The sequence below is a fragment of the Streptomyces sp. NPDC057002 genome (assembly GCF_042673825.1).
GTDB lineage: Bacteria > Actinomycetota > Actinomycetes > Streptomycetales > Streptomycetaceae > Streptomyces.
In genome coordinates this window covers 320131-346578 of sequence record NZ_JBHURZ010000002.1, presented here as the reverse complement: position 1 = coordinate 346578, position 26448 = coordinate 320131, and the positions used below count along the sequence as shown (strand labels likewise).

Genomic DNA, 26448 nt, shown 5'->3' with positions numbered 1-26448 from the left:
TGGGTAAGAACTTCACCACCGGGATTCACACGACTCGTGGATTCGTCATGTTCAACCGCCGAGGAGCAAGCGAAGGGGGTCTGACCTCTTCACTGCCTGCTCCCCGGAGGGTGGCGTGGTGGGTGTGGAGCGGTTTGGGGACCGTCGGGATGATCGGTCTGCTGATGTGGGCCGGCAAAGGTTATCCAGCCTGGACTGACAATGCGTGGGACTGGGCTTGGGGGTGGGTGCAGGGGATCGCCGGATGGGTGGCGCAGATCTGCGGCGGCCTCGGCAGGGTCTTCGATCAGAGCGGCGGCCTCTCGCTGGGCGAACGGCTCGGATTCTTCGCCGCCATCCTGCTCCTCCTCTACTTCTACTGGAGGGCGACGCGAGCGTGGCTGGCGTACAAGCCGGGCCCCGTCGACGTACAGCAACTCATTGACTCGACACCGCCTCTGGGGACGAACAAACCCTCCATCGAGGACCTGACAGCCGAGTTTCGGCGGCAACTGTCCGAGAGCAGCATGTACGCGCCGACAACGCTGCCCGCCGAGGCACCGCCGACGAGCTTTCTGGAACTGCTCGGCGACGTCGAGATCGACCCCAAGAAGCTGGGCGCCGTTCTGCCGCGCCTGCTCAGCAGGCTTCGCCCGAAGTTGGCCTATCGGGTCAGCGGGGTGCTCCGGCATCGGGGCGAAGGGCCGGAACACTACGGCATGACCGTCACCGTCATGGCATTTGTCTTCGGCGGCTCACGCGCGTTGACCGTATGGGGAAAGGACTGGGACGAGGTCATCCGCAAAGCCGGACACTGTGTGATCAGCTCGCTGTTGCCCGTGACCCGCGCCGGCAGGCAGCCGCCTTGGCGGCAATGGTGGGGGCGGGAGCTGAATCCAGCGCTGTACGCGGCCTATCAGAGAGCGAACGAATTCAGCCGGGCAGGCCAATATCACGAGGCTTTGGCACAGTACTACGAAGCGATCAGGCTCGATCCTGCAAATCCATGCCTACGAGCGGAGTTGGCTGAGGTACAGGAGAAGATGGACCTGCACATCGATGCGCTCGATACCTGCCAAAGGGCTCTCACTCTCGACGGACAGACCGCGCACGAGTATGACAAACGCCTGTGGCAAAGCGGCTGGAACCTGCACTGGCGCCGATTCCGCTATCTCCGGCACCCTCGAAAATACCGCGACGTGCTCGGCCTGCGCTACCGAAACACCATCATCCTGGGAATCTCCGAGAAGACAGCGCAACAGTGGTACGAGCGCAGCGGCGCGAACGGCGAAAGCACCCATGAAGATCTGATGCCGATTCTTGCTGAACGTTACTGGCCAGTGGCCATTCGATTGGCCGACATCGGCCTACCGTATCCAGAATCAGCGGAGCGCCCCGACAACAGAGAAAAGGCCAAAGAATGGATCGAGGCCGTGCTGTTGCAGACGCGTAGACCCGGGGACGAAGGCCGCGATACGATCGATAGAAATCAGATCCGCCTGTTCTTTCAGAGAGCCGCTACACAGGAGACAGACCGCCTCGCCGCCGATGACCTATGGGCTCGCATCGCTGGGCTCTATGCGCCCGAGAGGGTGTGGAGTTTGATGCGGCTCTTCTGGCCCTTCTCCTATGTCCAAAGTGCGCGCGGCCCACTGCAGCCGGTAACCCGGGGAGCATTCCAGGTCAATCGAAAGGTGTGGGCACCACTGCGTTGGGCCTGGGCAACCGAGTGCTTCAAAAACTGCCCCTTGTGCAGGCACCACACCGACGCCAAGAAGCTCCGCAAAAAGATCAACAGAGCCCGGGGGCGAATCCCCCTTTGTTCTGTGTGGCGCCGTCGCGACTGGTTGACGCTTTACAACAGCGCGTGCGTGTATGCCGTAGCGATGATGAAAGAGACCGACGACAAAGACCGCAGGGAGGAGTTTGCCCGACGTGCGGTCACGACTCTGGAGAAAGCGGTCCTGGTCTCGAAAGGCAGGTTCGCGTCGGTGGAGCAGGCATGGCTGGTCAATGAGGACCCCGACCTGGCAGAGCTCCAGGATGACCTCCTTTTCGAGAGGTTTAGGGATACCGCCTACCCCTCCCCGGAGGTCTCCAAGAAACCTGTTCCGAGCAACATAGAGCAGATGAGGGCCTACGACTACCGACTCCTTGAGGAAACCGCCAAGGTGATGCAGGAGGTCTGGCTCCGACGGAGCGAGGAGGATGGCTTCGACATTCATGAGGCGACCGAGTGGCTGCGAGTCGAACGCGACATCTGGAAACGGATTCATGAGGTCGCCGCCGCTGACCACATATGGAGATGGCGCTACCGCGTGGATCTCATACGCTCGGTCCAGGGCAACAGTTATCAGGTCCTGTGCGGCACCCCGGGTTTCCCTCCTTCCGTACTCGCGGACGGGGCCCCGGACGGCCGCCCGACCTTCAAGAAAATCGATGAACGGCTGAAGAAAGTGATGAAGGATACGGAGGGATCGCGGGCTCCCCACTCACGTAGTCTCCAATGGCAACAGTTCCTCAGCCAGGCCACAGCGACGCGTGAAGATTCACTCAGTTCGACCACCTTCCACGATCTGGCGTCCGGATATGCGGCAACGTGGCAGACGCTCCGCGACTGGCTGGCAGGGGAGCCCAAGAACCAGGACGGTGAACGGTCGTTCCTCAACGCCGTGCAGAGCTTCCCTGAGCCGAAGGGATAGTCCTCCACGGACCCGGCTTGGCCACGCGCCGGCGGTCCGTGGAAGGGAATCCCGATCGCCGCTTCGCGAAAGCCGTCTCGACCGCGATGACAGCCGTCTGGTTCAATGTCGATCATGTTCGACCGGCAGAAGCTCACGCAGCGACGTCATGTCGATCTGTCGCGTGTCTCGAGTGCCGTCTGTCGCAGCGCCGCCGCGTAGGTCGCGCGTCGCCTTCCTGACAGGCCCGAGGGGCTGAGCACCGCCCTCTCCGCAGGCCCGGTCGCACCCGCCTCCGCGCTCTCCCCATTCAGTTTGCGGCTCTACGCCGTGCCGTCTTCCGCCCCCGCGCGCTCGCCGACACGCGCCCCGCCCCCGGAGGCCTCGCCATGCCCTCTCGCGTCCCTACGCACGCCCTCTCCGTGGCACCGCCCGAGCTCCTCGACCGCATCCGCGCCGATGCCGCAGCGCTGGAGGCCGCACGGGAACTCCCGTACAAGAGCGTCGACTTGGTCCGCGACAGCGGGCTCGGCGCGTTGCGGGTGCCCCGGGAGCACGGTGGCGCGGGCGGGACGCTCGTCGACCTGTTCCGCCTCGTCATCGATCTGGCCGAGGCCGACTCGAACGTGGCGCAGGCGTTGCGCCCGCACTTCGGTTTCGTGGAGCTGCTCATCAGCCAGGGCACCGCGGACGAGCGTGCCCGCTGGTATCCCGTGGTCGTCGCCGGTCAGCTGTTCGGCAACGCGGCGTCCGAGCGCGGCACCGCCCACCCCGGCGAGATTCGCACCCGTATTACACGGGACGGCGCGGCGTTCCGAGTTGACGGCACGAAGTTCTACTCGACCGGCGCGCTCCTCGCCGACCACGTCGTCGTGATCGCGCTCGACGACGAGGACCGTCGCGTCCGGGTCGTGCTGCCGCGCTCGCGCGAGGGCATCGAGCTGGTCGACGACTGGGACGCGCTCGGCCAGCGCACCACCGCCTCCGGTACGACGCGCCTGCGGCAGGTGGTCGCGTACGACGACGAGGTGGCCGTCGACGCGACCGGCCGGCAGCGTCGGACCCATCTGGGCCCGTACTACCAGCTGTTCCTGGCCGCCGTGCATGCCGGCATCGCCAAGGCGGCCCTGGCGGACGCGGTGACGTACGCCCGGGAGAAGGCGCGTGCCGTGCAACACGCGGGGGTCGAAAAGGCAGTTGACGATCCGCTGGTGCAGCTCGCCGTCGGTGACATCGCGGCCGGGGCGCTGGCCGCCGAGACGGTGGTGCTGCACGCCGCCGGCGTGATCGACGCGGCCCTCGCGGTCCCCGCCGACGACGGCATCACCGGCGCCCCGGACGCCCTGCACGCGGCGGCCGCCACGGTCGCGCAGGCCCAGGTGACCGCCGCCCGGGCCGCGTTGAGCGCGGGTGAGCGCCTCTACGACGTCGGCGGGGCGTCGGCCACGCTCCGCGAGCACCACCTGGACCGGCACTGGCGCAACGCCCGCACCGTCGCCTCCCACAACCCGATCGCGCACAAGTCGCGGGTGTCCGGCGACTGGCTGCTCAACGGCACCCCTCCTCCGCTCAACGGCTTCTTCTGACCCCCGGAGTCCCCGTGAAACCGCCCTCCCGTCTCCTCCTCGCCCTCCCGCTGCTGCTCCTCGCCACCGCCTGCGGAACCGGCAAAGCCGTCACGTCCGTCACCGCGCGACCAGCCCCGGGCGGCACCCTCACCTATGCCACCGACCGCGAGCCCACCTGCCTGGACCCGCATGTGGCCGGTGACATGCCGCAGGCGTACGTGGCCCAGCAGGTCCTGGACTCGCTCGTCGCGCTCGACGCCAAGGGCAGGGCCCGGCCGTGGCTGGCCACATCCTGGGACATCGCGAAGGACGGCCGCACCTACACCTTCCACCTGCGCCGTGATGTCCGGTTCACCGACGGCACCCGTTTCGACGCGGCGGCCGTCAAGGCCAACTTCGACCACATGGTCGACCCCGACACCCAGTCCGGTACGGCGGGCGGCTATCTCGCTCCCTACCAGCGGACCGACGTGGTCGACGAGTTCACGGCGCGCGTCCGTCTGGACCGCCCGTACTCGCCGTTCCTGAACATGCTCGCCCAGGCCTTCCTCGGCATCCAGTCGCCCAAGGCCCTCGCCCGGGGCAAGGAGGCGAACTGCGCGGCGCCCGTCGGCACCGGCCCGTTCATCGTGCGGAAGTGGAACCGGCAGTCGGACGTCGTCCTCGTTCGCAACCCTCGCTACAACTCACCGCCGCCGTACGCGAAGCACTCCGGTCCGGCGTACGCGGACAAGGTGATCTGGCGGTTCATTCCGGAACCCGCGACGCGGTTCGCGGCCGTGCAGTCGGGGCAGGTCGACGTGATCGACGCGCTGCCGCCGGAGGACCAGCGGACCGCCGAGCACGACGACCGTCTGAAGGTCGTCGTGCGCGACCGCCCGGGCAATCCGACGAACCTGGCCCTGAACACCTCCCGCGCGCCCTTCGACGACCTGCGCGTCCGCAAGGCGTTCCTGTACTCGGCGGATGTCGCCGACGGCCTCAAGAGCGTGTTCTTCGGCCAGTACCAACGGGCGGGCGGCCCGCTCAGCTATGTGACACCGCACTACTCGGACGCGTACGAGAACGCCTGGCCCTACGACCCGGACAAGGCCAACGCCCTGTTGGATCAGTCGGGTTGGCGCAAGCGCGACAGCGAGGGCTACCGCGTCAGGAACGGCGTACGCCTCACCGCCGAGGTACTCCTCAAGTCGGACATCACCCCGAACCAGCTGGCCCTGATGGAGCAGATCCAGGCCACCGCCAAGGACGCCGGCTTCCAGCTGAAGCTGCTGCGTCTGGACGCCGCGAGCGTCAACAGCCGTTATCAGGCGGGGAAGTACGACCTGCGCGACGGCTACTGGAACACCAACACGCCCGATGTGCTGCACACCGTCTTCGGCAGCGAGTACGCCGTGAAGAACGGCATCCACTCCAACGCGACGTACGCGAAGGACCCTGCCCTGGACAAGCTGTTCCGGGCCGCTCAGGCGACTACCGACCCGGCCGAGCAGCAACGGCTCTACAGCGAGGCGCAGCGGCTGATCTCCGCGGGTGCCTACCAGCTGACGCTCTACCCGCAGACGACCCGCCTCGCCGCGCATGACGGCTCGGTGCGCGGCGCCGTCCTCGAACCGGCCCTGTCCCTGCCCTACCTCTACGACGCGTGGGTGAGCTCCCGATGACGACACCTCCCTTGTACCGCCGGGTCCTGGTCCGAGTGGCGGGCGCCGCGCTCGTCCTGTGGGCGGCTGCGACGGTCACGTTCCTCGCGCTGCATCTGGTGCCGGGCGACCCGGTGCTCGTGCTGCTCGGCGGCGGTTCCGGAGCCAATCCGACGCCGGAGACGATCGCCGCGACGCGCCACGCGTACGGCCTCGACCAGCCGCTGTACGTCCAGTACGCGCAGCACCTCGGGCGACTGCTCACCGGAGACCTGGGCGTGTCGACCTCCTTGAAGGAGTCGGTGGGGACGGTCATCACCGAGCAGCTGCCCTCTACGCTCCGACTCACCGCCCTGGCACTGCTGTTCGCGTGGCTGATCGGCGCGGCGGTGGTCCTCCTGTCGACCGGCGAGGGGGCCGTCGGGCGGGCCCTCGGCTCGGGTCTGGAGACGGTCGCCGCAGGGCTTCCGCACTTCTGGCTGGGGGTCGTGCTGCTGTATGTGTTCGCCTTCCGTCTGGGCTGGTTCCCGGTCGCGGGCGGCACCGGGTTCACCGGCCTGGTGCTGCCCGCGCTGACCCTGGCCGTGCCGCTCGCCGGGTATCTCGGGCAGGTGACGCGGGTCGCGCTCCTCACCGCACTCGACCAGCCGTTCATCACGTCGGCGCGGCTGCGCGGCATGAGCGCGGGGGCCGTGCGCGCCCGGCGTGCCCTGCGCCACGCGCTGCTGCCGCCGCTCACCCTGTCCGGCTGGGCGGTCGGCGCGCTGTTCTCCAGCGAGGTCGTCGTGGAAGCGGTGTTCGCGCGCCAGGGCGTCGGCCGGGCGCTCCTGAACGCCGTGATCGCCCGAGACCTGCCGCTCGTCACCGGGATCGTGCTGCTCATCGCCACGGTGTACGTCCTCGTCAACCTCGCCGTCGACCTGCTCCACGCGGTGGTCGACCCGCGCGTCCGCACCCCTCGGGAGATCTGACCGTGACCGCCCTGACCACGTCCCTGGCCCCGGCTCGCACCCGGTCGCGGGTGCGCCCCGGCCTGTTCGCCGCCGGCCTCTTCCTGACCCTGGTCGTCGTCGCCGCGCTCGTCCCCGGCCTGCTCACGTCGTACGCCCCGGACGCGATCAAGCCCGCGGAGTTCTTCCGGTCCCCCTCCGCCGAGCACTGGTTCGGCACGGACCAGAACGGCCGCGACGTGTACACGCGCGTCGTGTACGGCGCGGGGCAGTCCCTTCTCATCGGCCTCGGCGCAACCGCGATCTCCCTGAGCCTCGGCATCACACTCGGCCTGGGCTCGGCGCTCGGCGGGCGCCGCGTGGACTTCGCCGTCGGCCGCGTCCTCGAAGTCCTCTTCGCCTTCCCGGGGTTGCTGCTGGCGCTGCTCTTCATCGCCGTGTTCGGCACGGGCGCGGTGACGGCGGCGATCGCGGTCGGGATCGGGGAGGCCGCCGGGTACGCGCGGCTCATCCGCTCCCAGGCCACCACCGTCGTCCGCTCCGGCTACGTCGAGGCGGCACGCGGCCTCGGGCACTCCCCCGCCCGCGTCGTGCGGCGCACGGTCCTGCCCAATGTGCTGCGGCCGCTGGCCGCCCTCGCGACCCTCGGCATCGGTCAGTCCGTGGTGTGGGCGTCGTCGCTGTCGTTCCTCGGCCTCGGCGCGCAGCCGCCCGCTGCCGAGTGGGGCGCGATGCTCGCGGACGGCCGCACCTTCCTCCAGTACGCCTGGTGGACGTCGTTCTTCCCGGGCCTGTTCATCGTCCTGACCACCTTGTCCACGACCGTTCTCGGCCGCCGTCTGCAGGCGTGGCTCGACGTGAGGAGCAGCTGATGGCTTCCAACGCCCCTGACAACGATGACGCGTTGATATCCGCGGGGAACCTGACCGTGGGCTTCGGCGGCCGCGAGGTCGTGCGCGGTGTCTCCCTCACCGTGCGGCGCGGCGAGACCGTCGCCCTGGTCGGCGAGTCCGGCTCCGGCAAGAGCGTCACGGCCCGCACCCTGGTCGGCCTGACCGGCGCCGGTGCGCGGGTGACGGCGGACGGGCTGACCTGGCAGGGCGAGGACGTACGCGGATGGGGTGAGCGGCGGTGGCGCCGGGTGCGCGGCCGGGGCATCGGGTTCGTGCTCCAGGACGCGCTCGTCTCGCTCGACCCACTGCGCCCGGTCGGCAAGGAGATCGAGGACGCCCTGCGGCTGCACGGCTACGGCGACCGGGCCACGCGGCGCGCCCGCGTCCTCGACGTCATGACTCAGGTCGGCGTCCCGGACCCCGAACTGCGGGCCGCCCAGCGTCCGCACGAGCTGTCCGGCGGGCTGCGCCAGCGCGCCCTGATCGCCGCCGCGCTCGCGCTCGACCCGCCGCTGCTCATCGCGGACGAGCCGACGACGGCCCTGGACGCGACGGTGCAGGCCCAGATCCTCGACCTCCTGGCGGCGGCCCGCAGCCGGGAGCGCGGTCTGCTGTTCATCACCCACGACCTGGGGGTCGTACGACGGCTCGCGGACCGGGTGGCGGTGATGCGCGGCGGCGAGATCGTCGAGGAGGGAGAGGCGGTCGCCGTGCTGGAGGATCCGCGGCACCCGTACACGAGGAACCTGCTGGCCGCGGACCCCGCCCGCCATCCCAAGGGCACACGCCTCATGCCGGGGCCCGCCCCCGCCGATCCGCAGTCGCCCGAGGACGTACACGGCAGCCGTCCGGCCGAAGAGGCGCCCGGACACGCCCGCGCCCCAGGCCCGCCCGGCGGGGCCGTGCTCACAGCCGACCGGCTCCACAAGTCCTTCGGCGGCCGGGACGCCGTGCACGACGTGTCGTTCGCGCTCGCGGCGGGCCGCACTCTGGGCATCGTGGGCGAGTCGGGGTCCGGCAAGTCGACGACGGCCCGGATCGCGCTCGGCCTGACCCGCCCCGACGCCGGCACGGTCACCCTGCACGGCGAACCGTGGAGCGAGCTGCCGGAGCGGGAGCGGCGGCCGCGTCGGCACGGCATCCAGCTGGTGTACCAGGATGCGCTGTCCGCGTTCGACCCGCGCTGGACCGTGCGCCGCTCGCTGATCGACGCCGTACGACTGCGGCGCGCCGGACACCCGGTGGCGACAGCCGACGAGGCCGCACGCCGGGTGACCGAGCTCGCCGCGCAGGTCGGCCTCCCCGAGGACACCCTCGACCGGCATCCGCTCTCCCTCTCCGGAGGTCAGCGCCAACGAGCCGCTCTGGCACGGGCGTTGGCCCCGCACCCGAGCGTCCTGGTTCTCGACGAGCCGGTGTCCGCGCTCGATGTCTCCGTGCAGGCCCAGGTCCTCGACCTGCTCGCCGAACTACAGGAGTCCCTCGGACTGGCCTACCTGTTCATCTCGCACGATCTCGGCGTCGTACGCCATGTCAGCGACGACGTCCTCGTGATGAAGGACGGCCGGGTCGTGGAGTCGGGACCCGCCGACGACCTGTTCTCCGCACCTCAGCACGCCTACACCCGCGTCCTGCTGGATGCCGTGCACCCGCACCCCACCGCCACCGCCGGAGCCACCCGATGACCGACGCCTCCGCACCCCGCCCGCTGCGCTTCAACGCCTTCGCCATGAACTGCGTCTCGCACATCAACCACGGCCAGTGGGTGCGCGACGACACGAGCCAGACCTCGTACACCGACCTGGAGACATGGACGGAGCTCGCGCGGACCCTGGAGCGCGGGTACTTCGACGCGCTCTTCCTCGCCGATGTCATCGGGACGTACGACACCTACCGCGGCTCGCGCGACACCGCGGTGCGCGAAGGGCTCCAAATCCCGGTGAACGACCCGTCGCTGCTGGTCGCCGCCCTCGCCCACGCCACCGAACATCTGGGCCTCGCCTTCACCCAGTCGGTCCTCCAGGAACCCCCGTACAACTTCGCGCGGCGCCTCTCCACCCTCGACCACCTCACCAAGGGCCGCGTCGCGTGGAACATCGTCACGTCGTATCTGGAGTCGGCGGCGAAGGGACTCGGCCTGGACGGGCTTCCGCTCCACGACGAGCGGTACGAGCGGGCCGAGGAGTACACCGACGTGCTCTACCAGCTCCTGGAGGGGAGTTGGGAGGAGAACGCCGTCCTGCGTGACCGCGAGCGACGCGTCTACGCCGACCCGGCCCGTATCCACGACGTCCGCCACGAGGGCCGCTTCTACCGTGTGAACGGCCCTCACCTCTCGGAGCCTTCCCCGCAGCGCACGCCGATCCTCTTCCAGGCCGGATCGTCCGAGCGGGGACGGGAGTTCGCGGCCCGGAACGCGGAGGCCGTGTTCCTCGGGGCCGTGTCCCCGGAGGGCGCGCGGGCCCAGGTGGAGGACGTCCGGGCGCGGGCGGTGGCGTACGGCAGGGACGGCGGCGACATCCTCTTCTTCCAGGGGCTGACCCTGATCGTGGGCAGCACCGAGAAAGAGGCGGAGCGCAAGCTCGCCGACTACCGGGAACACACGAGCCTCGAGGGATTCGCCGCGCACCTGTCGGGATCGCTGCAACTCGACCTGTCGCAGGTCGACTTCGACGCCCCGGTCGGCGAGATCGACACCAACGGCGTGCAGGGCTTCGTGCGTTCGCTGGTGGAGGGGGCGCCGGACAGGACATGGACGTTCGGCGAGGTGCTGCGGGCACGCGCCTGGACGCGGCCGGTCGCCGGGGTGCCGGAGCGGATCGCCGACGAGCTGGAGCGCTGGCGAGCCGCCGGCGTCGACGGGATCAACCTCGCGTACGTCACCAGCCCCGGCACCTTCACGGACTTCGCCGACCACCTGGCGCCGGTGCTGCAGAAGCGGGGCCTGCTGAAGACGGCGTACGAGCAAGGCACGCTGCGCCAGAAGCTGTTCGGCCACGGCGACCGCCTGCCCGCCTCCCACCCGGCGGCCCGCCACCGCCGGACTTCGACTCTGTCAGTCACTGACAGCTAGGCATCGCTAACGTCATGTCTGTGACTGACATGAAAGACCTTCGGGAGCGGCGCCGGCTGGCCACGGAGTCCGAGATCGAGGACGCCGCTCTCGACCTGTTCGAGCAGCGCGGGTTCGAGGGCACGACCGTGGACGGCATCGCCGCGCGGGTCGGCATGTCGCAACGCACCTTCTTCCGGTACTTCGCGACGAAGGAGGACGCTGCCCTGGGGCCGAACCGCGCTTTCGAGGCGCTGCTCACCGCGCGGCTCGACGGGCGGGTGGCGGGCACGTCGACGCTGCGCGACGTGGAGGAGGCCGTGGCAGGCGTACTCGGCGAACTCGGCTCGAGCCGGCCCGACGTCGTGCGGCGCATGGTGCGCGTACGCCGTCTGGTCATGAAGGACGAGGCGTTGCGCGGCGCGGCCCTGCGGCGGGAGGCCGAACAGTGCGAGCGGTTCCTGCGGCTTCTGGCCGCGGCCACGGGCAGCGAGGTGGTGGATCCGCGGGCCCGTCTTCTGGCCGAGACAGTGAGCGTCACACTGCGCGTGGCCTTCGACGACTGGGCGACGCGATACGAACCGGGCAAGGAGTCCGCCCTGGCCGAGACGTACCGCACGACCTGCGCGCGCCTGCGGGAACTCGTCGCGGACCACTGACCGCGCACCGCTTCACACCGCACCGCACCGCACCGCACATGCGCCCGGGGCAACGTGTCGCGTACCACGGCGACATCCGCGAACGCGGCGGCTTCGCCGAGTACAGCCTGGCCGACGTCACGGTCCTCGCGCCCGTCCCCGACGGAATGGAACCCGCGACGGCCGCCGCACTGCCCTCGGCCGGGCTGACCGCCTACCAGGCGGTGCTCCACCATCTCCGTGTCGGCAAGGGCGACACCGTGCTGATCACCGGTGGCGCGGGCGGGGTGGGCGGCTTCGCCGTGCAGCTTTCCGCCCTGGCCGGGCGCCCGCGTGTTCGCCACCGAGGCCGCGCACAACGCCGGGCACGTCGAGGCGCTCGGCGCGGAAGCGGTCATCGACTTCCGCACCGAGGACATCCCCGCGCGGGTACGGGAGTTGACCGACGGCCGGGGTCTGGACGCCGTGGTCGACACCATCGGCACCGACTCCGCGACCGCCAACCTCCGGCTCCTGGTGCACGGAGGCGGTCTGGCAGCCATCGCGGGCCGACCTGACCTGAGCGCCGTACCGCCGTTCGGCATGCTGACGGACCTGCTCGAGCTGACCGCCGAGGACCGCCTTGATCCGATGCTGGCGCGCGGCATCGCCTTGGAGGATGTACCGGCGGCACTCGTCGAGCTGTCGGGCCGCGGCGTCCGCGGCAAGCTCGTCCACGTCCGGGATTGAGCGAAGCACCGGACGACACGGCACTGCACTCCCCCTACAACTCGGGGACCACACGCGGCTGTTGTGTCATCCCCAGGGTGGAGGGGAGTGCAGCCCCAGCGAGTGATCCGCACGTCTGGCAGGTTCCGGAAAGATCTTTCCCGTCCGAACATGCGACCGGAAGGATCGATATCGTGCGCAGACGACGTCTCGCGCCCCTGTTGGCCGTGAGTGTCACGGCAACGCTGGCTCCCGCGCTCGCCGGCTCGACGGCGACCGCCGCTCCGGCCGCCACTCCGTCGACCGCCTCTTCGTCCGCAGCCACCAAGGGCGCGCTGGACCGGTATGTGAAGCAGAAGCCGCAGTGGAAGCGCTGCGAAGCCGACGCTCCGGCGGAGTTGGAGTGCGCCACGATCAAAGTCCCGCTGGACTACCGGGCCCCCGGCGGCAAGCAGATCGACTTAGCGATATCCCGGCTCAAGAGCACCGCGCCCGGCAAGCGCCACGGCGTCCTCTTCTCCAACCCCGGCGGCCCCGGCGGGCCGGGGCTCTACATGCCGCTGGGACTGCGGGAGAGGCTCCCCGAGTCCGCACAGCAGAAGTACGACCTCATCGGCTTCGACCCACGCGGTGTGGGGCGGAGCAGCCCCGTCTCCTGCGATCTGCGGCCGGAGGAGGAGAACTGGCTGCGGCCGTACAAGGAGGAGACGTTCGACAAGGACGTCTCCTGGGCACGGGACGTCGCCAAGAAGTGCGAGGAGAAGGCCGGCGACACACTGCCGCACATCACCACGCGCAACACCGCGCGCGACATGGATCTGCTCCGGGCGATCCTCGGTGAGAAGAAGATCTCGTACCTGGGCTACTCGTACGGCACCTATCTGGGCGCCGTCTACACGCAGCTCTTCCCGGGGCGGGCCGACCGGTTCGTGCTGGACAGCGCGGTCGATCCGGCGCGCGCCTGGCGAGGGATGATCCAGTGGTGGGCGGAGGGCGCCGAGCCCGCGTTCGACCGGTGGACCGAGTGGGCCGCCGAGCGTTCGGAGAAGTACGGCCTCGGTGACACCCCGAAGGAGGTCGACCGTACCTTCTGGGGCCTGGTCGCGCAGGCCGACGAGAAGCCCATCGAGGTGGAGGGCCAGCCGACCACCGGTGACGACATCCGCAGCGGTATGCGCGGGGCGGTCTTCAGCCCGCGGGAAGCCACCGAGGCGATCGTGGAACTGAAGAAGGCAGCGGACGGCCGGGCCGCCTCCGCGAAGAAGCTCGCGGCGTTCACCCGATCCGAGGGCACCGGATCCGCCGGGACTGGGCCGGCGGACTCCTCCGCCGATGCCGCCGAGGTGCCGTCCGACAACATGACGGCGAGCTTCTGGGCCGTGGTGTGCGGCGACAACTCGGCAGCGTGGTCCCGCGATCCCGAGAGCTACCGGCAGGACGCCATCGAGGACAAGGGCCGATACCCGCTCTACGGTGACTTCGCGTCCAGCATCAAGCCCTGTGCGTTCTGGGACAGGTCCGTGGAACCGGCGACCGAGGTGAACAACAAGGTCCGCTCCCTGGTCGTCCAGAACGAGTGGGACTCGCAGACCCCGCTGCCCAGCGGCCAGGCCCTGCACGCCGACCTGAAGGGCTCGAAGATGGTCACCGTCCTCGGCGGCGAGGGCCATGGCGTCTACCCGAACGGCAACGCGTGCACGGACGGCACGGTCACCCGCTATCTGCTCACCGGCAAGCTCCCTGCGAAGGACGTGTCCTGCGAGGCGACGGCCGCTTCGAACGAGGAGGCACGGAAGAACCAGAAGCGGGACGCGCTCCCCGGGTCTCCGCTCCCGGACCGGGCCCCGGACCGTTTCTGATCGGAGTCGCATCACCCATCGGGGCACGGCCTGTTGCCGCATGACCCGTTGAAGACTCGGCGGGACCTCCTGGTGGGGTCCCGCCGAGTCATTCTCAGAATTACCCCGTGACCGGGGACTCCGCGGTGCAACCGCCGGCGGTCACCAGGCCCTTGGAGCTCTGCTCCTCGATCACCTTGCCCTTGTAGGTGATCTTGCACGCGACCTGGGCGCCTTCGGGGTCCGCCGCGACCGGCATGACCGCCGAGGGCATGATGCCGCGCAGCTTGACCGTCTTCGTCCAGGGCAGCTCGGGCTTCGACACCGACTCGATCTTCGGCGCCGTGGCCTTGCCACCGCCGCCGTGGAACTCGATCGAGTCCACGTTCTTCCCCGTCACCTCGTAGGTGACCTCGTACGTCTCGTCCACGGCTTTGTCGACCTGGTCGACCGCCTCGGAACAGGAACTGAGACCGAGCGCGAGGCCGGCGACGGCGACGGAACAGACGGCCGCGCGGATGGTGCGGTGCATTGAGATCCCCCCGGATCGTGATGGTCGAGCCCGCAGCCAATCGCAAAGGGAAAGCAAGGTCAACTGTTATGTGATCCAACGAATCGACTTCCGGACGCGGCGTCAATTGTTCGGTCCCGAAAGGCGCGGCATGCTGCCCGAATGCCCCTGAAGACGATCCCTCCGCTCTCCCGCCGTACCCTGCTGCGCGCTCTCGGCTCCGGCGCTGTGCTCGGCGGACTCGCCGGGTGCGGTGTGCCGGCCGCGTACGTACCGCCCGACGACCGTGCCACGGCCGATCTCTCCGCCACCGATCGACGGCTGATCTGGGCGAACTGGCCTTTGTACATCGACACCGACGACGAGAACCAGGCGCGGCGACCGACCCTGGAGGGCTTCGAGCGGCGCACGGGCGTATCGGTGGACTACGTCGAGGAGATCAACGACAACGACGAGTTCTTCGGCAAGATCAGCCCCGCGCTGATGAACCATCAGTCCACCGGCCGCGATCTGATCGTCATCAGCGACTGGATGTGCGCACGGTTCGTGCGGCTCGGCTGGGTCCAGGAGATGGACCGGGCGCGGCAGCCGAACGTCATCAGGTATCTGGACCCGCAGTTGCGTTCACCGGCCTTCGATCCCGGCCGTAGGTGCACCGTGCCGTGGCAGTCCGGGATCACCGGGATCGCGTACAACCGGCGTACGACCGGCCGGGAGATACGGCAGGTCTCCGATCTGTGGGCCGGCGACCTGAAGGGCCGGGTCACCCTGCTCTCCGGTCTGGACGAGGCGTTCGCGCTGCTGATGCAAGGCAACGGCGTCGACATCACCCGGTGGACGGCCGACGACTTCCACACAGTCTGCGACCAGGTGGAGGAGCAGGTGAGCCGGGGACAGATCCGGCGCTTCACCGGCAACGACTACATCAAGGATCTGTCGAGCGGGGATGTACTGGCCTGTCAGGCGTACTCGGGCGATGTGATCCAGCTCCAGGCGGACGACCCGGACATCGAGTTCGTCGTCCCCGAAGGGGGCGCCGAGCTGTGGGCCGAGTCGCTGATGGTCCCCAACCTCGCCCGCCACAAGGCGAATGCCGAGCGGCTGATCGACTACTACTACGACCCCGAGGTCGCCGCCGAACTCGCCGCCTGGGTCAACTACGTCTGCCCGGTCCCGGCCGCCCAGGACGTCCTCGCCTCCGCCGAGGACAAGGAGACGGCCGCCCTCGCCGAGAACCCCCTGATCTTCCCGGACACGGAGCTGCGCAGCCGGCTCGCCGTCGCGCGTGACATCACATCGACGGAGCGGGTGGAGTTCGGGAAGCGATGGAACAAGATCGCGGGGTTGTAGGGCGTGCGTGCCTGAGTGTGAGTTCCTCCGCCTCAGCCGCCGGCACCGTCAAGACACACATCGGCCTGGGCGGGGCCGTTGGGGCCGGAGACGGCGCCGAGCTGGGACAGGCCGTCGAGGATGTCAGTGCAGGTCCAGTATTCGACGAACCTGCCGTCGGCGACGCGCAGGATGTCGTTTCCGCTGAAGGAGATCTTCGTGCCGATGGGGGCGGTGGCGTGAGGGATGCCCCCGGTGTAGGCGGCGCGCATGGTCCAGCGGGCGGAGATCAGGTCGCCGTCGACGATCGGGCCGAGGTCGACGGTGATGGTGATGTCGCCGAAGGCGGCCATGGTCTGCTCGATCTCGGGCAGCAGGCGCTCGGGGCCGGTGACGGCCTCGGAGTCGCTGCCGTCGGGACGTGCCTGGTGGACGACGAAGCCGGGGTCGAGGATCTCCTCGGCGTTGCTGAAGTCGCCGCGCCACATCTCGCTCCAGCGGTCGTAGAGGGCGCGCAGTTGCTCAGGGGTGTGGGTGGTCATGGGTTCTCCCGAGGGTCATGCTACAAAGGACCTGCGCCACACATTATCTGCGTGACGCAGAGATTAGTACGGCACAAGGGTGATCACATGTCAAACCGAAGTCGTAGGGAGCTGGTGGCTGCGGTCACCGCGACGGCCCGGCGCCACCACGCCGCCTACACGCTGTTCAACCAGGCCATGGCCGAACACCTCGGCCTGCATCCCACCGACCTGCAGTGCGTGAGCCTGCTCGCGCTGGAACCCGGCCCTCACAGCACGGGGCAGATCGCGGAGCTGACCGGGCTGACCTCCGGATCAGCCACCCGACTGGTCGACCGCCTCCAGAAGGCCGGCCTGGCCGAGCGCCGTCCTGACGCCCACGACCGGCGCAAGATGCTCGTCTCCCTCACCACCGGCCGCACCCCTGAGATCGAAGCCGCCTGGGACACCCCCGGGAGAGCCTTCGACCAGGCCCTGGACGACTTCACCGACGACGAACTCACCGTGATCGAGCGGTACCTGCGGCGCACGACCGACGTCGGCACCGAACAGACCGCACGCCTGCGCACCGGCTGACCCGACCACAGCCCGCCCTGAGCGCCTCCGCACGCGAGGGTCCGGTCGGCCTCCCGCTATCGCAGTGTGATTGCTTTGAGCCAGTCCTCGACGGCGACGACGTCCGCCCACTGCGGGAACAGCTTCTCGGTGAGCATCGTGTGCACCTCGGGATCGGTGTCGAGGCAGGCATCCGCCAGGACGGTGAGGCCGAAGTCCAGGTCGATGGCGTGCCACAGAGTGGACAGCACGACAGCGCTGGTCGCGATGCCGGTGAGAACAAGGCTGTCGATATCGCGAGCCCTGAGTACCAGGTCGAGGTCGCTGCCCGAGAACGCACTCCCCCGCCTCTTGGTCACCACCACGTCGCCCTGCTGTGGCGCGACATCGTCATGGATCTCGGTGCCGGAAGCACCCTCGGTGAACAGGCCGGCCCGCACGACATTTGCCATCACCCTGTTGCGAGGACCGACTTCCGGATCACCCGGCCGCAACCCCATCACCACGTAGATCACGGGGATCCCGGCAGCCCGGGCACCGTCGATCGCCCTGCGCAAGCGCTGCAGATACCCAGAACCGTCGTCGGCGATGGCCACGACGTCCCGTTGGACGTCCATCACCAGAAGTGCGCTGCCCGCCATGCTCGCCGTCCCTCCGCCGCTGGGAAACAAGGCAAGTCTGATGGATCGACCGAGCCGCGGTGGAGGATCGGAGATCCTGGCAGTCACGCGGGAGCTGACCCGCGAGCCAGCGCACGACGTCTGCTCAACCAGACGGGCGTACTGCCAGTACACCCACTATCAGTGCCTCGCTACCCACACGACGAGCTGGTTCCCTGAATGGTGTGACGCCCCGGCCTCTTGGTTTCTGACAGGGCCCGGCCACATCCGAGGTCGGCTATGGGGCAATGGGCGGCGTCATTTCGAGAGGAACCTCGAAGTCGGCACGAAGGAGCACGACATGACGAACACTCCCGCGAGCCCCGGACATGGTTCGCCCGAGTCCGTGACCCTGAACAACGGCGTGGAGATGCCGTCGCTGGGCTTGGGCGTCTTCCAGAGCCCTCCGGAGGAAACCGCGGCGGCCGTCGAGACCGCTCTGCGTGGTGGCTACCGGCTGGTCGACACCGCGGTTGCCTACGCCAACGAAAAGGAGGTCGGCCAGGGTCTGCGCCGCTCCGGTGTGGACCGGGGCGAGGTGTTCCTCACCACCAAGCTGTGGCTGACCGACTACGGCTACGACTCCGCCCTGCGGTCCTTCGACACCAGCCTGAACGAGCTCGGCGTGGATTACCTCGACCTGTGGCTGCTCCACTACCCGGTCCCGGTCGCGCAGGACATCGTCGACGCCTCCTACAAGGCCGCGGAGAAGCTGGTCGCGGAGGGCCGGGTCAGGGCGATCGGCGTGTCCAACTACACCCCACGGCTGCTGCGCCGGCTGGTGGACATCGCCGAGGTGCTGCCCGCGGTCAACCAGGTCGAGCTGCACCCGTACTTCATGCAGAACGAACTGCGCGCCCTGCATGAGCAGTTGGGCATTCTCACCCAGGCGTGGTCGCCCCTCGGTGCCGTCACACAGTACGAGCCCGACAGCCCCAACAGCGGGCGCCGCGTACTGGACGAGCCGGTGATCACCGAAATCGCGGCGAAGCACGGCAAGACGCCCGCCCAGACGGTGCTGCGCTGGCATCTGGAGCACGGCACCTGCGTGATCCCGAAGTCGGTCAAGGCGCACCGGATCGCGGAGAACTTGGACGTCTTCGACTTCTCCCTCACCCCGGAACAGGTCGAGGCCATCGACGCCCTGGACACCGGACACCGCTCCGGCCCCGACCCCGAGGCGACCCGTCTGGACTCCTTCTCCCAGCACAACCCCTGACCCGACAGTCGAACCGAGGCCGCCGCGGCTGACTGCCGCGGCGGCCTCATCCCGGAGAGGGTCGAGGTCAGTCGAGTCGGACGCCCGTGTGGCTCTCCAACGCTTGGAGGAGCTGTGTCTGGAAGTCCGGGTCCTGGGAGGCGGGGTGCGGTGTCTGCGTCTGCCGGTGGTGCCAGTAGCCGCCGCTGCTCGGGATCGGGTCGGGGTGCGTCGCGAGCCACACCTGGGTCTCGTGCCCGGCGGTCAGGTCGTCCGGTGCGCCGCGGCCGCCCATACGGGTGGGGACCCAGCCGGGGTCGACCGCGTGGCTGGACGTTCCCTCCCAGCGGGACGCGAAGGCGAGCGCGAGGGCGGTGACCCACAGCTTGCTGTCGTCGTAGGAAGCCGATCCGTCGGTCAGTCGTCGCAGGTCCGTTGAGCCGGTCCGGTGCATGGAGCTGCTGAGGTAGACGAGCCTGGCCGGTTTCTCCATCAGGGCCGTGAGCAGGTAGGGCGCGATCGTGTTGACCGTGGCGTCCTCCGGGCGGTTCATGACGCCGGCGTTGTGGATGACGGCGTCGAAGCGTCCGAACCCGGAGGCCTGCCGGGCGACGTCCCGGATCTCGTCGAGGTCGGCCAGGTCCCCGGTGACGACACCTTTCCACCGTACGGAGTCGTCCGCGTGGGTGAGACGGCCCGGGTCGCGGACGTGGACCACCACGTCATGGCCGTCGTCGGCCAGCGCGTTCGCCGTGTTGTGCCCGAGGCCACTGGCCGCTCCGGTCACCAGAATCAATGCCATGTCAGTTACTCCTGCCTGTGCGCGCATGGACGAAGCCGTACGCCCCGCCCCAGTGGGCGCGGGACGGACGGCGACGAGCGAGGGACCGCGTCAGAAGGTGAGCATCACCTTGGTCGCGCGCCGCTCGTCCATGGCCTTGTAGCCCTCCGCTGCCTCTTCCAGCGGGAGGGTGAGGTCGAAGACCTTGCCGGGGTCCATCTTCCGGTCCCAGATGAGCTGGATCAGCTCGGGCAGGAACCGCCGCACCGGAGCCGGGCCGCCCTCCGTGTGGATACCGGCGAAGAACAGGTCGATGCCCTGGATCGTGACGTCGTAGTTGACTCCGACGAAGCCCAGGTGCCCGCCGGGGCGGGTGGCGCCGATCGCCTGCATCGTCGACTCCTGGGTTCCGACGGCCTCGACCACCGAGTGCGCGCCGAGCCCTCCGGTGAGTTCCTTGATCTTCGTCACGCCTGCGTCACCACGCTCCTCGACGATGTCGGTCGCGCCGTAGTAGCGGGCCAGCTTCTGCCGCTCGGGGTGGCGGGACATCGCGATGATCCGCTCCGCGCCCAGCTGCTTCGCGGCGAGAACGGCCATCAGGCCGACCGCGCCGTCGCCGACGACCGCGACCGTCTTGCCGGGACCGGCCTCGGCGGCGACGGCGCCGTACCAGCCGGTGCCGAGCACGTCGGAGGCGGCCAGCAGCGACGGGATCAGGTCCTCGTCCGGCCGGCCCGGCGTGGCCACCAGGGTGCCGTCCGCGTGCGGGATGCGGGCCTTCTCGGCCTGGGTGCCGATCGTCCCCGCCACGAATTCCCTGTGCACGCAGCCGGACTGGTAGCCCGCACGGCAGATCTCGCAGGTGTTGTCGGAGATGACGAACGACCCGACGACGAAGTCGCCCACCTTGACGTTCCGCACGTCGTCGCCGACCTCCTCGACGACGCCCACGTACTCGTGCCCCATGGCCGTGTGGTCGGCGGGCTCGACCCCGCGGTACGGCCACAGGTCCGACCCGCAGATGCAGGTCGCGGTGAGCCGGACGATCGCGTCGGTGGGCTCGGTGATCTTCGGGTCTTCACGTTCCTCGACCCGGACGTCACCGGCCGTGTGCATGACTACTCCACGCATGGCTGCGTCTCCTTGCCTTCTGGAAGCCGGCGCGCGCAGCGCCGCATCGTGCGTCGTGCCCGGGAACGGGGAAACGTTCCCGGAGAGCACCACGCCATCCAGGGAACAGCCATTCGGTGCCTGGAGCGAGGCACTGTTGATGGGTGTACTGCCAGTACACCCATACCTGCCGGAGCCGGCCGTACGGTCGTCTTGTGGACAACCGTGAAGAAGTCCGCGAGTTCCTCACCTCGCGGCGTGCCAAGATCACCCCCGAGCAGGCGGGGCTGCCCTCCGGTACCCGGCGTCGGGTGCCCGGACTGCGCCGCAGCGAGGTCGCGGCCCTGGCGGACGTCAGCGTCGAGTACTACGCCAAGCTCGAACGCGGCAATCTCTCCGGGGTCTCCCCCACCGTGCTCGAAGCCGTCGCCCGTGCCCTCCAGCTCGACGACGCCGAACGCGCCCATCTGCTCCATCTGGCGCAGGCCCAGGAAGGCTCCGACGCCCTCGCTCGCCCCCGGCCACGACCCGGCCGGCAGCGGGCCCTGCACAAGAGTGTGCAGTGGACCCTGGACGCCATCACCACCACACCCGCCTACGTCGCCAACGGCCGCCTGGACCTGCTCGCCACCAACCGGCTGGCCCGCGCCTTCTTCAGCGACATCTGCGCCCACCACCACACCCAGCCGCCGAACCTCGCCCGCTACCAGTTCCTCGACCCCGCCGGTCACCGCTTCTACGCCAACTGGGATCTCGCGGCCGACATGACCGTCGACGTCCTGCGCACCGAAGCCGGGCGCAACCCGCACGACAAGGATCTCCACGACCTCGTCGGCGAACTGTCCACCCGCAGCGACGCCTTCCGTACCCGCTGGGGCGCCCACAACGTGACCCGCCACGGCACCGGCACCAAGCCCTTCCGCCACCCGGTCGTCGGCGACCTCACCCTCACCTGGCAGGCCCTGGCCGTCACGGCCGAACCCGGGCTCACCCTCACCGTCTACACCGCCGAACCCGGCTCGCCCTCCGCGGAGAACCTGAGCCTCCTGGCGACCTGGGCCGCCACTCAGGAGGCGGGCTCCTCCACTTGACCCCGGTGGCCATCAGGCGAGTCGCGCGTCATGCGGAGCGTGACTGAGCAGTTCGATCCGCCACGAACTCGACCTCATCGCCGCGACCGCGCCGAACCTGACGCGCGAGATGCTTCGGCAGATCGCGCCGGACTTCCTCGACCGGGAGGTCTTCACCCGTGCCGGACTCAACCTGCCGGCCTCCTGCGCCCGGGGCATGTGCGGCACCTGCAAGGCGACCCTGGTCTCCGGCTCCGTCGACATGCGGCACAACGGCGGCATCCGCCCTGGCGAGATCGCCCGGAACGAGATCCTGCTCTGCCGCTCGAAGCCGTAGGAGGATCTCGTGACCGACGCGTGAAAAGGACAGCGATGACCTGGCCCGGCTGCCGGGCACCGCGGCCACCGCAAGGAGAACCCGCTCGTGCCGCAGCAAGTACGTGCCGTCGTCGCACTCGCCGCCAGCGAACCCGTGACCGTCGAGACCGTCCTGGTCCATCTCCCGCGCCCGGGTGTCCAACGCGGTGACGACAGCGGCTGAAGCGGTCCGAGGATTGCCGGGAACCCGAACGTCGGACTGGACGCCACCGGACACCTTGTGACCGATTCCCGAGGACAGCTTGAGCTCCGCCTCGAAGACCTCGACCTGCCGTACGAAGAGGCGCTGCCCCGGCCCCCAGCTCCGGATCACATCGTGGCCGGACCCGAGTCGCCGGTCGACAGGGCCTGTTCCGCCCAGATGGTTTTCCCGCGGCGCGCGTGGCGGGTGCCCCACCTTCGGCTGAGCTGGGCTACCAGGAGCAGGCCGCGGCCGCCTTCGTCGTAGGTGAGGGCGCGGCGGAGGTGCGGTGCGGTGCTGCTGGTGTCGGACACCTCGCAGATCAGGTGGCGGTCCAGGATCAGGCGCAGTTCGATGGGCGGATCGGCGTAGCGGATCGCGTTGGTGATCAGTTCGCTGACGACGAGTTCGGTGACGAACGCGTCCTCCTCCAGATTCCACTCCTGCAACTGCCGGGTGACGCTGCGTCGGATCCGGGCGACCTCGGACGGTTCCGCCGGCACGTCCCAGGTGGCCACATGACCCGAGTCCAAAGCCTTCGTCCGGGCCAGCAGCAGCGCCACGTCGTCTGCCGCGCGGTCAGGGAGCAGGGCCTGCAGCACATCGTCGCAGGTGCTCTCCAGCGAGGTTCCCGCTCGGGCCAGCGTCTTGAGCAGGTCGTCGACCCCCTGGTCGATGTCGCGCCCGCGCGCCTCGACGAGACCGTCGGTGTACAGCGCGAGCAGGCTGCCTTCGGGCAGCTCGATCTCGGTCGCCTCGAACGGCAGGCCGCCAAGACCCAGTGGCGGCCCGGCGGGAAGGTCGAGCAGAAACGGTTCGCTGCCGGGGATGAGCAGCGCCGGCGCCGGATGGCCCGCGCGCGCCACGCAGCAGCGCCGGCTGACCGGGTCGTAGACGGCGTAGAGACAGGTGGCGCCGATGTCGGCGGCGGCGCTGCCGGGTGCGTCGTCCTCGCCCTCGGCCGACAGCCGGTCCACCAGATCGTCCAGGTGCGTCATGAGCTCGTCGGGCGGGAGGTCGACGTCCGCCAGAGTGCGCACGGTCGCCCGCAGCCGCCCCATGGAGGCCGAGGCCTGGATCCCGTGGCCTACGACGTCGCCGACGACGAGGCCCACCCGGGCGCCGGAGAGCGGGATGACGTCGAACCAGTCGCCGCCCACACCGGCCTGCGCGCTGGCCGGCAGATACCGTGAGGCGGTCTCGACCGCGGGCTGCCGGGGATGTCCCTGCGGCAGCAGGCTGCTCTGGAGGGTCAGCGCGGTGCTGCGCTCCCGGGTGTAGCGGCGGGCGTTGTCGATGCTCAGAGCGGCCCGGGCGGTGATCTCCTGCCCCAGGAGCAGGTCGTCCTCCGTGAAGGGTTCCGGACTCCGGTGCCGGGTGAAGGTGGCCACGCCGAGCGTGATGCCTCGGGCCCGCATCGGCACCGCCAGGACCGAGTGGAAACCGAACCGCCGTACCCGTTCCGCCCGCTCCGGGGCCTGGCTCTCCCACTTGGCCACGCCGGCCGGGGTCACCTCGTGGATCAGGGGTTGTCCCGAGGCGAGGACCTCGGCAGCCGGTGACACGTTCGGGTAGACGGCGACCGTGCCCAGTGGCACCACGGCTTCGGGGCAGCCCGGCAGCACCGACTGATTGGCCACCCGGCGCAGCATGACCGGACTGGGCAGGGTCATGGCGCGCAGTTCCTGGTCGTCCTCGATGTCGGGGAGCAGGTCCACGGTGACGAAGTCCGCCAGCTGCCCGACCGCCACGTCGGCCAGCTCCTGAGCGGTCTGGGTCAGGTCGAGGGTGGTGCCGATACGGACGCCGGCCTCGGCGACCAGGGCGAGGCGCTGCCGGGCCAGGTGCTCCTCGGTCATGTTGTGGGCGGACAGGAGGACGCCCTGAACCAGGCCGTCGGGGTCGTGCACCGGCGCCAGCGTCACCGTCCACAGGCTCTCCCGCCGGTCGCCGGACAGTTGCAGGACGGCCCGCAGGTGCTGCCGTTCGCCGGTCACCAGGACCTGCCGCATCACGTGCTCGGTACGGTCGCTCTCCGCGTCGAGGACGATCTCCGACACCCGTAGCCCGCGCATCTCGGCCTCGGTCAGACCCATCACACGTTCCATGTCCGCGTTGGCCCGCAGCAGCCGCAGCCGTGTGTCGTAGAGCGCCGTGGTGCACGGTGACTGGGTGAGTGACCACCCGAGCAGACCGTCCTCGTCGATCTCCGTGCGGGAGCGGGCGACCGGCGAGACGAGAAGCCACTCATGGCCGCGGCCGTCGCCGGCGGGGTCCCGCTCACGGCGGTGGGCCAGCAGACTGACCCGGACGAGGCGGCCGTCCCGGTGGCGGAGGTCCACCGAGCCGTTCCACCGGCGTAGTCCCGTGATGGAACGCAGCGTCTCGGTGGGCGGCTCGTCGGCGAGCAACACGGTCGCGGAGCGGCCCGTGACCTCCGGTGCGCGGTACCCCAGCAGCCGTCGTGCGCCTTCGCTCCACCCGGTCAGCCTGCCGTGGGCGTCCACGACCGCCCTGGCCGTTGCCGCCTCGCCGTCGGACTGCACCGGCTCCGCCCCCGGCTCGTCCCCGGTGGTTCCCGGTTGCGTCATCGCGCCATCCTGCCCAAAGCAGCACCGGACCCTGATCGCTATGCACGGTATTGAGTGCAAACCAGGATAATTGAGTATTCATCCGTGGTCACCAGCTCAGCGGCTCTCCGCGCTCACCACCGCCGTGCCGGTCATGTGGCTCGGGGAAGCCCTAAGGGACTGTAAGGACTTGGCTCCCGACATTGAGCGGCGCTGTTCGCGCCGTCGACTCTGTGTGCTTCCGGGCCGCAGACAAGGGAGTTCCGATGGCCACACAGACCACCGCCGAGCGTGCGCGGAAACCACGCCGCGACGAACGCAGGGTCGTCAGCAACATCATGCGCGGATCGATCGGCAATCTGATCGAGTGGTACGACTGGTACGCGTACACCGCGTGCAGCGTCTATTTCGCGTCCGTCTTCTTCCCCTCCGGCGACCAGACCGCCCAGCTGCTGAACACCGCCGCGGTGTTCGCCGTCGGCTTCCTGATGCGGCCGATCGGCGGCTGGGTCCTGGGCCGCTACGCCGACCGCCGTGGCCGCCGTGCGGCGCTGACGCTGTCGGTGACGCTGATGGCGGCCGGTTCGCTGATCGTCGCGCTGACCCCGTCGTACGGCTCGATCGGGGTCGCCGCGCCGGTCCTCCTGGTCCTGGCCCGGCTGTTGCAGGGGCTGTCGGTGGGGGGTGAGTACTCGACCTCGGCCACCTATATGTCCGAGGTGGCCACGCCCGGCCGCCGCGGCTATTACTCGAGCTTCCAGTACGTCACTTTGATCGCCGGCCAGCTGACGGCGCTCGGTCTGCAGATCGTCCTGCAGCAGGTGCTCAGCCCCGCGCAGATGGATTCCTGGGGCTGGCGGATCGCGTTCGTCGTCGGTGCCGCGGGGGCGGTGATCGTGCTGTGGCTGCGGCGCGGCATGGACGAGTCCGAGAGCTTCGAGCGCGCCGCGTCGGAAGGCGACAAGGAGCAGGACGGGCCGGCCCGCGGCAGCCTGCGGCTGCTGCTGTCCTACCCGCGCCAGTGCCTGGTCGTCGTGGGGCTGACCATGGGCGGCACCCTGTTCTTCTACACGTACACGACCTACCTGCAGAAGTTCATGGTCAACACCAGCGGCATCGCCAAGCCGACGGCTGCCTGGATCAACTTCTTCGCGCTGCTCGTGTTCGTCCTGCTCCAGCCGGTGATGGGCCTGCTCTCCGACCGGGTGGGACGGCGTCCGCTGCTGATCGCGTTCGGGGCGCTGGGCACCGTGGTGGTGGTGCCCTCGCTCACCCTGCTGTCGCACACCAGCGACCCCGTGTACGCGTTCCTGCTCATGGTCGGGCCCTTGGCCGTCAGCTCCCTGTACACCTCGATCAGCGCGGTGGTGAAGGCCGAGCTGTTCCCGACCTCCATCCGGGCGCTCGGCGTCGGCCTGCCGTACGCGCTGACCGTGGCCGTGTTCGGAGGGACCGCCGAGTACATCGCGCTCTGGTTCAAGAAGGCCGGACACGAGAACTGGTACTTCTACTACGTGACCGCCTGTGTTCTGATCTCGCTGCTCGTCTACATTCGGATGCGCGAGACCTCCGACGCGTCGCCACTGGACGAGGACGATTCCCGGTCTCGCGACTGACGAGGCGGGAGAGGAG

At 69.4% G+C, this 26448-nt stretch carries 23 protein-coding genes; 17 read left to right on the top strand and 6 right to left on the bottom strand.

Annotated features, from left to right (window positions below; genetic code table 11):
• The first annotated feature begins 149 nt into the window (after nucleotides 1-149).
• From ACFT32_RS09730 to ACFT32_RS09680, 11 genes are all read left to right on the top strand, one after another.
• Nucleotides 150-2681, top strand: coding sequence for a hypothetical protein (locus tag ACFT32_RS09730; protein ID WP_382487683.1), 2532 nt, complete (start codon nucleotides 150-152; stop codon nucleotides 2679-2681).
• Between the two features lie 105 nt (nucleotides 2682-2786).
• Nucleotides 2787-2882, top strand: coding sequence for a putative leader peptide (locus ACFT32_RS09725; RefSeq protein WP_382487681.1), 96 nt, complete (start codon nucleotides 2787-2789; stop codon nucleotides 2880-2882).
• Between the two features lie 167 nt (nucleotides 2883-3049).
• Nucleotides 3050-4246 (top strand): acyl-CoA dehydrogenase family protein, encoded by a 1197-nt coding sequence (locus ACFT32_RS09720; protein ID WP_382487679.1) that lies wholly within the window; start codon nucleotides 3050-3052, stop codon nucleotides 4244-4246.
• Between the two features lie 14 nt (nucleotides 4247-4260).
• Entirely contained in the window at nucleotides 4261-5892 is a 1632-nt protein-coding gene (locus tag ACFT32_RS09715) for an ABC transporter substrate-binding protein (RefSeq protein ID WP_382487677.1), read from the top strand.
• Entirely contained in the window at nucleotides 5889-6842 is a 954-nt protein-coding gene (locus tag ACFT32_RS09710; RefSeq protein ID WP_382487675.1) for an ABC transporter permease, read from the top strand. The genes ACFT32_RS09715 and ACFT32_RS09710 overlap by 4 nt, the downstream gene beginning before the upstream one ends.
• A gap of 2 nt (nucleotides 6843-6844) precedes the next feature.
• Nucleotides 6845-7693: an ABC transporter permease gene (locus ACFT32_RS09705; RefSeq protein WP_382487674.1), complete on the top strand. Its 849-nt coding sequence runs from the start codon at nucleotides 6845-6847 to the stop codon at nucleotides 7691-7693.
• Nucleotides 7693-9399: a dipeptide ABC transporter ATP-binding protein gene (locus ACFT32_RS09700; protein WP_382487672.1), complete on the top strand. Its 1707-nt coding sequence runs from the start codon at nucleotides 7693-7695 to the stop codon at nucleotides 9397-9399. The genes ACFT32_RS09705 and ACFT32_RS09700 overlap by 1 nt, the downstream gene beginning before the upstream one ends.
• On the top strand, nucleotides 9396-10787 hold the full coding sequence (locus tag ACFT32_RS09695; RefSeq protein WP_382487670.1) for an LLM class flavin-dependent oxidoreductase: 1392 nt from the start codon (nucleotides 9396-9398) through the stop codon (nucleotides 10785-10787). Before ACFT32_RS09700 ends, ACFT32_RS09695 begins: the two co-directional genes overlap by 4 nt.
• A 29-nt stretch (nucleotides 10788-10816) precedes the next feature.
• Entirely contained in the window at nucleotides 10817-11425 is a 609-nt protein-coding gene (locus ACFT32_RS09690) for a TetR family transcriptional regulator (protein WP_382488839.1), read from the top strand.
• Between the two features lie 312 nt (nucleotides 11426-11737).
• A complete protein-coding gene (locus tag ACFT32_RS09685) occupies nucleotides 11738-12133 on the top strand; it encodes a zinc-binding dehydrogenase (RefSeq protein ID WP_382487668.1) in 396 nt (131 codons plus the stop codon).
• 173 nt (nucleotides 12134-12306) lie between these two features.
• Nucleotides 12307-13971, top strand: a complete 1665-nt coding sequence (locus ACFT32_RS09680) for an alpha/beta hydrolase (RefSeq protein ID WP_382487667.1) — start codon at nucleotides 12307-12309, stop codon at nucleotides 13969-13971.
• A 100-nt stretch (nucleotides 13972-14071) separates the two neighbouring features.
• Here ACFT32_RS09680 and ACFT32_RS09675 read toward each other — a convergent pair whose 3' ends face one another.
• Complete coding sequence (locus ACFT32_RS09675; protein ID WP_382487665.1) at nucleotides 14072-14482, bottom strand: MmpS family transport accessory protein; 411 nt, start codon at nucleotides 14480-14482, stop codon at nucleotides 14072-14074.
• 141 nt (nucleotides 14483-14623) lie between these two features.
• Here ACFT32_RS09675 and ACFT32_RS09670 point away from each other — a divergent pair, with 141 nt between their 5' ends.
• Nucleotides 14624-15811, top strand: coding sequence for a PotD/PotF family extracellular solute-binding protein (locus ACFT32_RS09670; protein WP_382487663.1), 1188 nt, complete (start codon nucleotides 14624-14626; stop codon nucleotides 15809-15811).
• Nucleotides 15812-15843: 32 nt separating this feature from the next.
• On the opposite strand, the gene ACFT32_RS09665 is transcribed toward ACFT32_RS09670, so the two are convergent.
• Nucleotides 15844-16332 carry an ester cyclase gene (locus ACFT32_RS09665; RefSeq protein ID WP_382487661.1) on the bottom strand — a complete coding sequence of 163 codons (489 nt, stop codon included), beginning with the start codon at nucleotides 16330-16332 and terminating at the stop codon, nucleotides 15844-15846.
• Nucleotides 16333-16446: 114 nt separating this feature from the next.
• Between ACFT32_RS09665 and ACFT32_RS09660 the strand changes: the two genes are divergently transcribed.
• Nucleotides 16447-16887, top strand: a complete 441-nt coding sequence (locus ACFT32_RS09660; protein ID WP_382487659.1) for a MarR family winged helix-turn-helix transcriptional regulator — start codon at nucleotides 16447-16449, stop codon at nucleotides 16885-16887.
• A 56-nt stretch (nucleotides 16888-16943) separates the two neighbouring features.
• On the opposite strand, the gene ACFT32_RS09655 is transcribed toward ACFT32_RS09660, so the two are convergent.
• Entirely contained in the window at nucleotides 16944-17507 is a 564-nt protein-coding gene (locus ACFT32_RS09655; RefSeq protein ID WP_382487657.1) for a cysteine hydrolase family protein, read from the bottom strand.
• Between the two features lie 319 nt (nucleotides 17508-17826).
• Between ACFT32_RS09655 and ACFT32_RS09650 the strand changes: the two genes are divergently transcribed.
• Complete coding sequence (locus ACFT32_RS09650) at nucleotides 17827-18744, top strand: aldo/keto reductase (protein ID WP_382487656.1); 918 nt, start codon at nucleotides 17827-17829, stop codon at nucleotides 18742-18744.
• Between the two features lie 67 nt (nucleotides 18745-18811).
• On the opposite strand, the gene ACFT32_RS09645 is transcribed toward ACFT32_RS09650, so the two are convergent.
• Both ACFT32_RS09645 and ACFT32_RS09640 read right to left on the bottom strand, forming a co-directional pair.
• Complete coding sequence (locus ACFT32_RS09645) at nucleotides 18812-19525, bottom strand: SDR family NAD(P)-dependent oxidoreductase (protein ID WP_382487654.1); 714 nt, start codon at nucleotides 19523-19525, stop codon at nucleotides 18812-18814.
• Between the two features lie 90 nt (nucleotides 19526-19615).
• Entirely contained in the window at nucleotides 19616-20638 is a 1023-nt protein-coding gene (locus ACFT32_RS09640) for a zinc-dependent alcohol dehydrogenase family protein (protein ID WP_382487652.1), read from the bottom strand.
• Between the two features lie 194 nt (nucleotides 20639-20832).
• On the opposite strand from ACFT32_RS09640, the gene ACFT32_RS09635 reads away from it, so the two are divergent.
• Together ACFT32_RS09635 and ACFT32_RS09630 are read left to right on the top strand one after the other, a co-directional pair.
• Complete coding sequence (locus ACFT32_RS09635; protein WP_382487650.1) at nucleotides 20833-21708, top strand: helix-turn-helix transcriptional regulator; 876 nt, start codon at nucleotides 20833-20835, stop codon at nucleotides 21706-21708.
• Between the two features lie 109 nt (nucleotides 21709-21817).
• A complete protein-coding gene (locus tag ACFT32_RS09630) occupies nucleotides 21818-22024 on the top strand; it encodes a 2Fe-2S iron-sulfur cluster-binding protein (RefSeq protein ID WP_382487649.1) in 207 nt (68 codons plus the stop codon).
• 350 nt (nucleotides 22025-22374) lie between these two features.
• On the opposite strand, the gene ACFT32_RS09625 is transcribed toward ACFT32_RS09630, so the two are convergent.
• The gene (locus ACFT32_RS09625; protein ID WP_382487647.1) at nucleotides 22375-24837 is read right to left on the bottom strand and encodes a SpoIIE family protein phosphatase; all 2463 of its coding nucleotides are present in this window, start codon (nucleotides 24835-24837) and stop codon (nucleotides 22375-22377) included.
• 245 nt (nucleotides 24838-25082) lie between these two features.
• Here ACFT32_RS09625 and ACFT32_RS09620 point away from each other — a divergent pair, with 245 nt between their 5' ends.
• A complete protein-coding gene (locus tag ACFT32_RS09620) occupies nucleotides 25083-26432 on the top strand; it encodes an MFS transporter (protein WP_382487645.1) in 1350 nt (449 codons plus the stop codon).
• Nucleotides 26433-26448 lie beyond the last annotated feature (16 nt).

Bases quoted from the DNA above. Each gene is read 5' to 3' on its own strand.
- ACFT32_RS09645 (WP_382487654.1), bottom strand. From the start codon at position 19,525: ATGGCATTGATTCTGGTGACCGGAGCGGCCAGTGGCCTCGGGCACAAC.
- ACFT32_RS09620 (WP_382487645.1), top strand. From the start codon at position 25,083: ATGGCCACACAGACCACCGCCGAGCGTGCGCGGAAACCACGCCGCGAC.
- ACFT32_RS09630 (WP_382487649.1), top strand. From the start codon at position 21,818: ATGCTTCGGCAGATCGCGCCGGACTTCCTCGACCGGGAGGTCTTCACC.
- ACFT32_RS09730 (WP_382487683.1), top strand. From the start codon at position 150: ATGATCGGTCTGCTGATGTGGGCCGGCAAAGGTTATCCAGCCTGGACT.
- ACFT32_RS09725 (WP_382487681.1), top strand. From the start codon at position 2,787: ATGTCGATCATGTTCGACCGGCAGAAGCTCACGCAGCGACGTCATGTC.
- ACFT32_RS09695 (WP_382487670.1), top strand. From the start codon at position 9,396: ATGACCGACGCCTCCGCACCCCGCCCGCTGCGCTTCAACGCCTTCGCC.
- ACFT32_RS09640 (WP_382487652.1), bottom strand. From the start codon at position 20,638: ATGCGTGGAGTAGTCATGCACACGGCCGGTGACGTCCGGGTCGAGGAA.
- ACFT32_RS09670 (WP_382487663.1), top strand. From the start codon at position 14,624: ATGCCCCTGAAGACGATCCCTCCGCTCTCCCGCCGTACCCTGCTGCGC.
- ACFT32_RS09690 (WP_382488839.1), top strand. From the start codon at position 10,817: ATGAAAGACCTTCGGGAGCGGCGCCGGCTGGCCACGGAGTCCGAGATC.
- ACFT32_RS09710 (WP_382487675.1), top strand. From the start codon at position 5,889: ATGACGACACCTCCCTTGTACCGCCGGGTCCTGGTCCGAGTGGCGGGC.
- ACFT32_RS09700 (WP_382487672.1), top strand. From the start codon at position 7,693: ATGGCTTCCAACGCCCCTGACAACGATGACGCGTTGATATCCGCGGGG.
- ACFT32_RS09665 (WP_382487661.1), bottom strand. From the start codon at position 16,332: ATGACCACCCACACCCCTGAGCAACTGCGCGCCCTCTACGACCGCTGG.
- ACFT32_RS09625 (WP_382487647.1), bottom strand. From the start codon at position 24,837: ATGACGCAACCGGGAACCACCGGGGACGAGCCGGGGGCGGAGCCGGTG.
- ACFT32_RS09655 (WP_382487657.1), bottom strand. From the start codon at position 17,507: ATGGCGGGCAGCGCACTTCTGGTGATGGACGTCCAACGGGACGTCGTG.
- ACFT32_RS09720 (WP_382487679.1), top strand. From the start codon at position 3,050: ATGCCCTCTCGCGTCCCTACGCACGCCCTCTCCGTGGCACCGCCCGAG.
- ACFT32_RS09650 (WP_382487656.1), top strand. From the start codon at position 17,827: ATGACGAACACTCCCGCGAGCCCCGGACATGGTTCGCCCGAGTCCGTG.
- ACFT32_RS09675 (WP_382487665.1), bottom strand. From the start codon at position 14,482: ATGCACCGCACCATCCGCGCGGCCGTCTGTTCCGTCGCCGTCGCCGGC.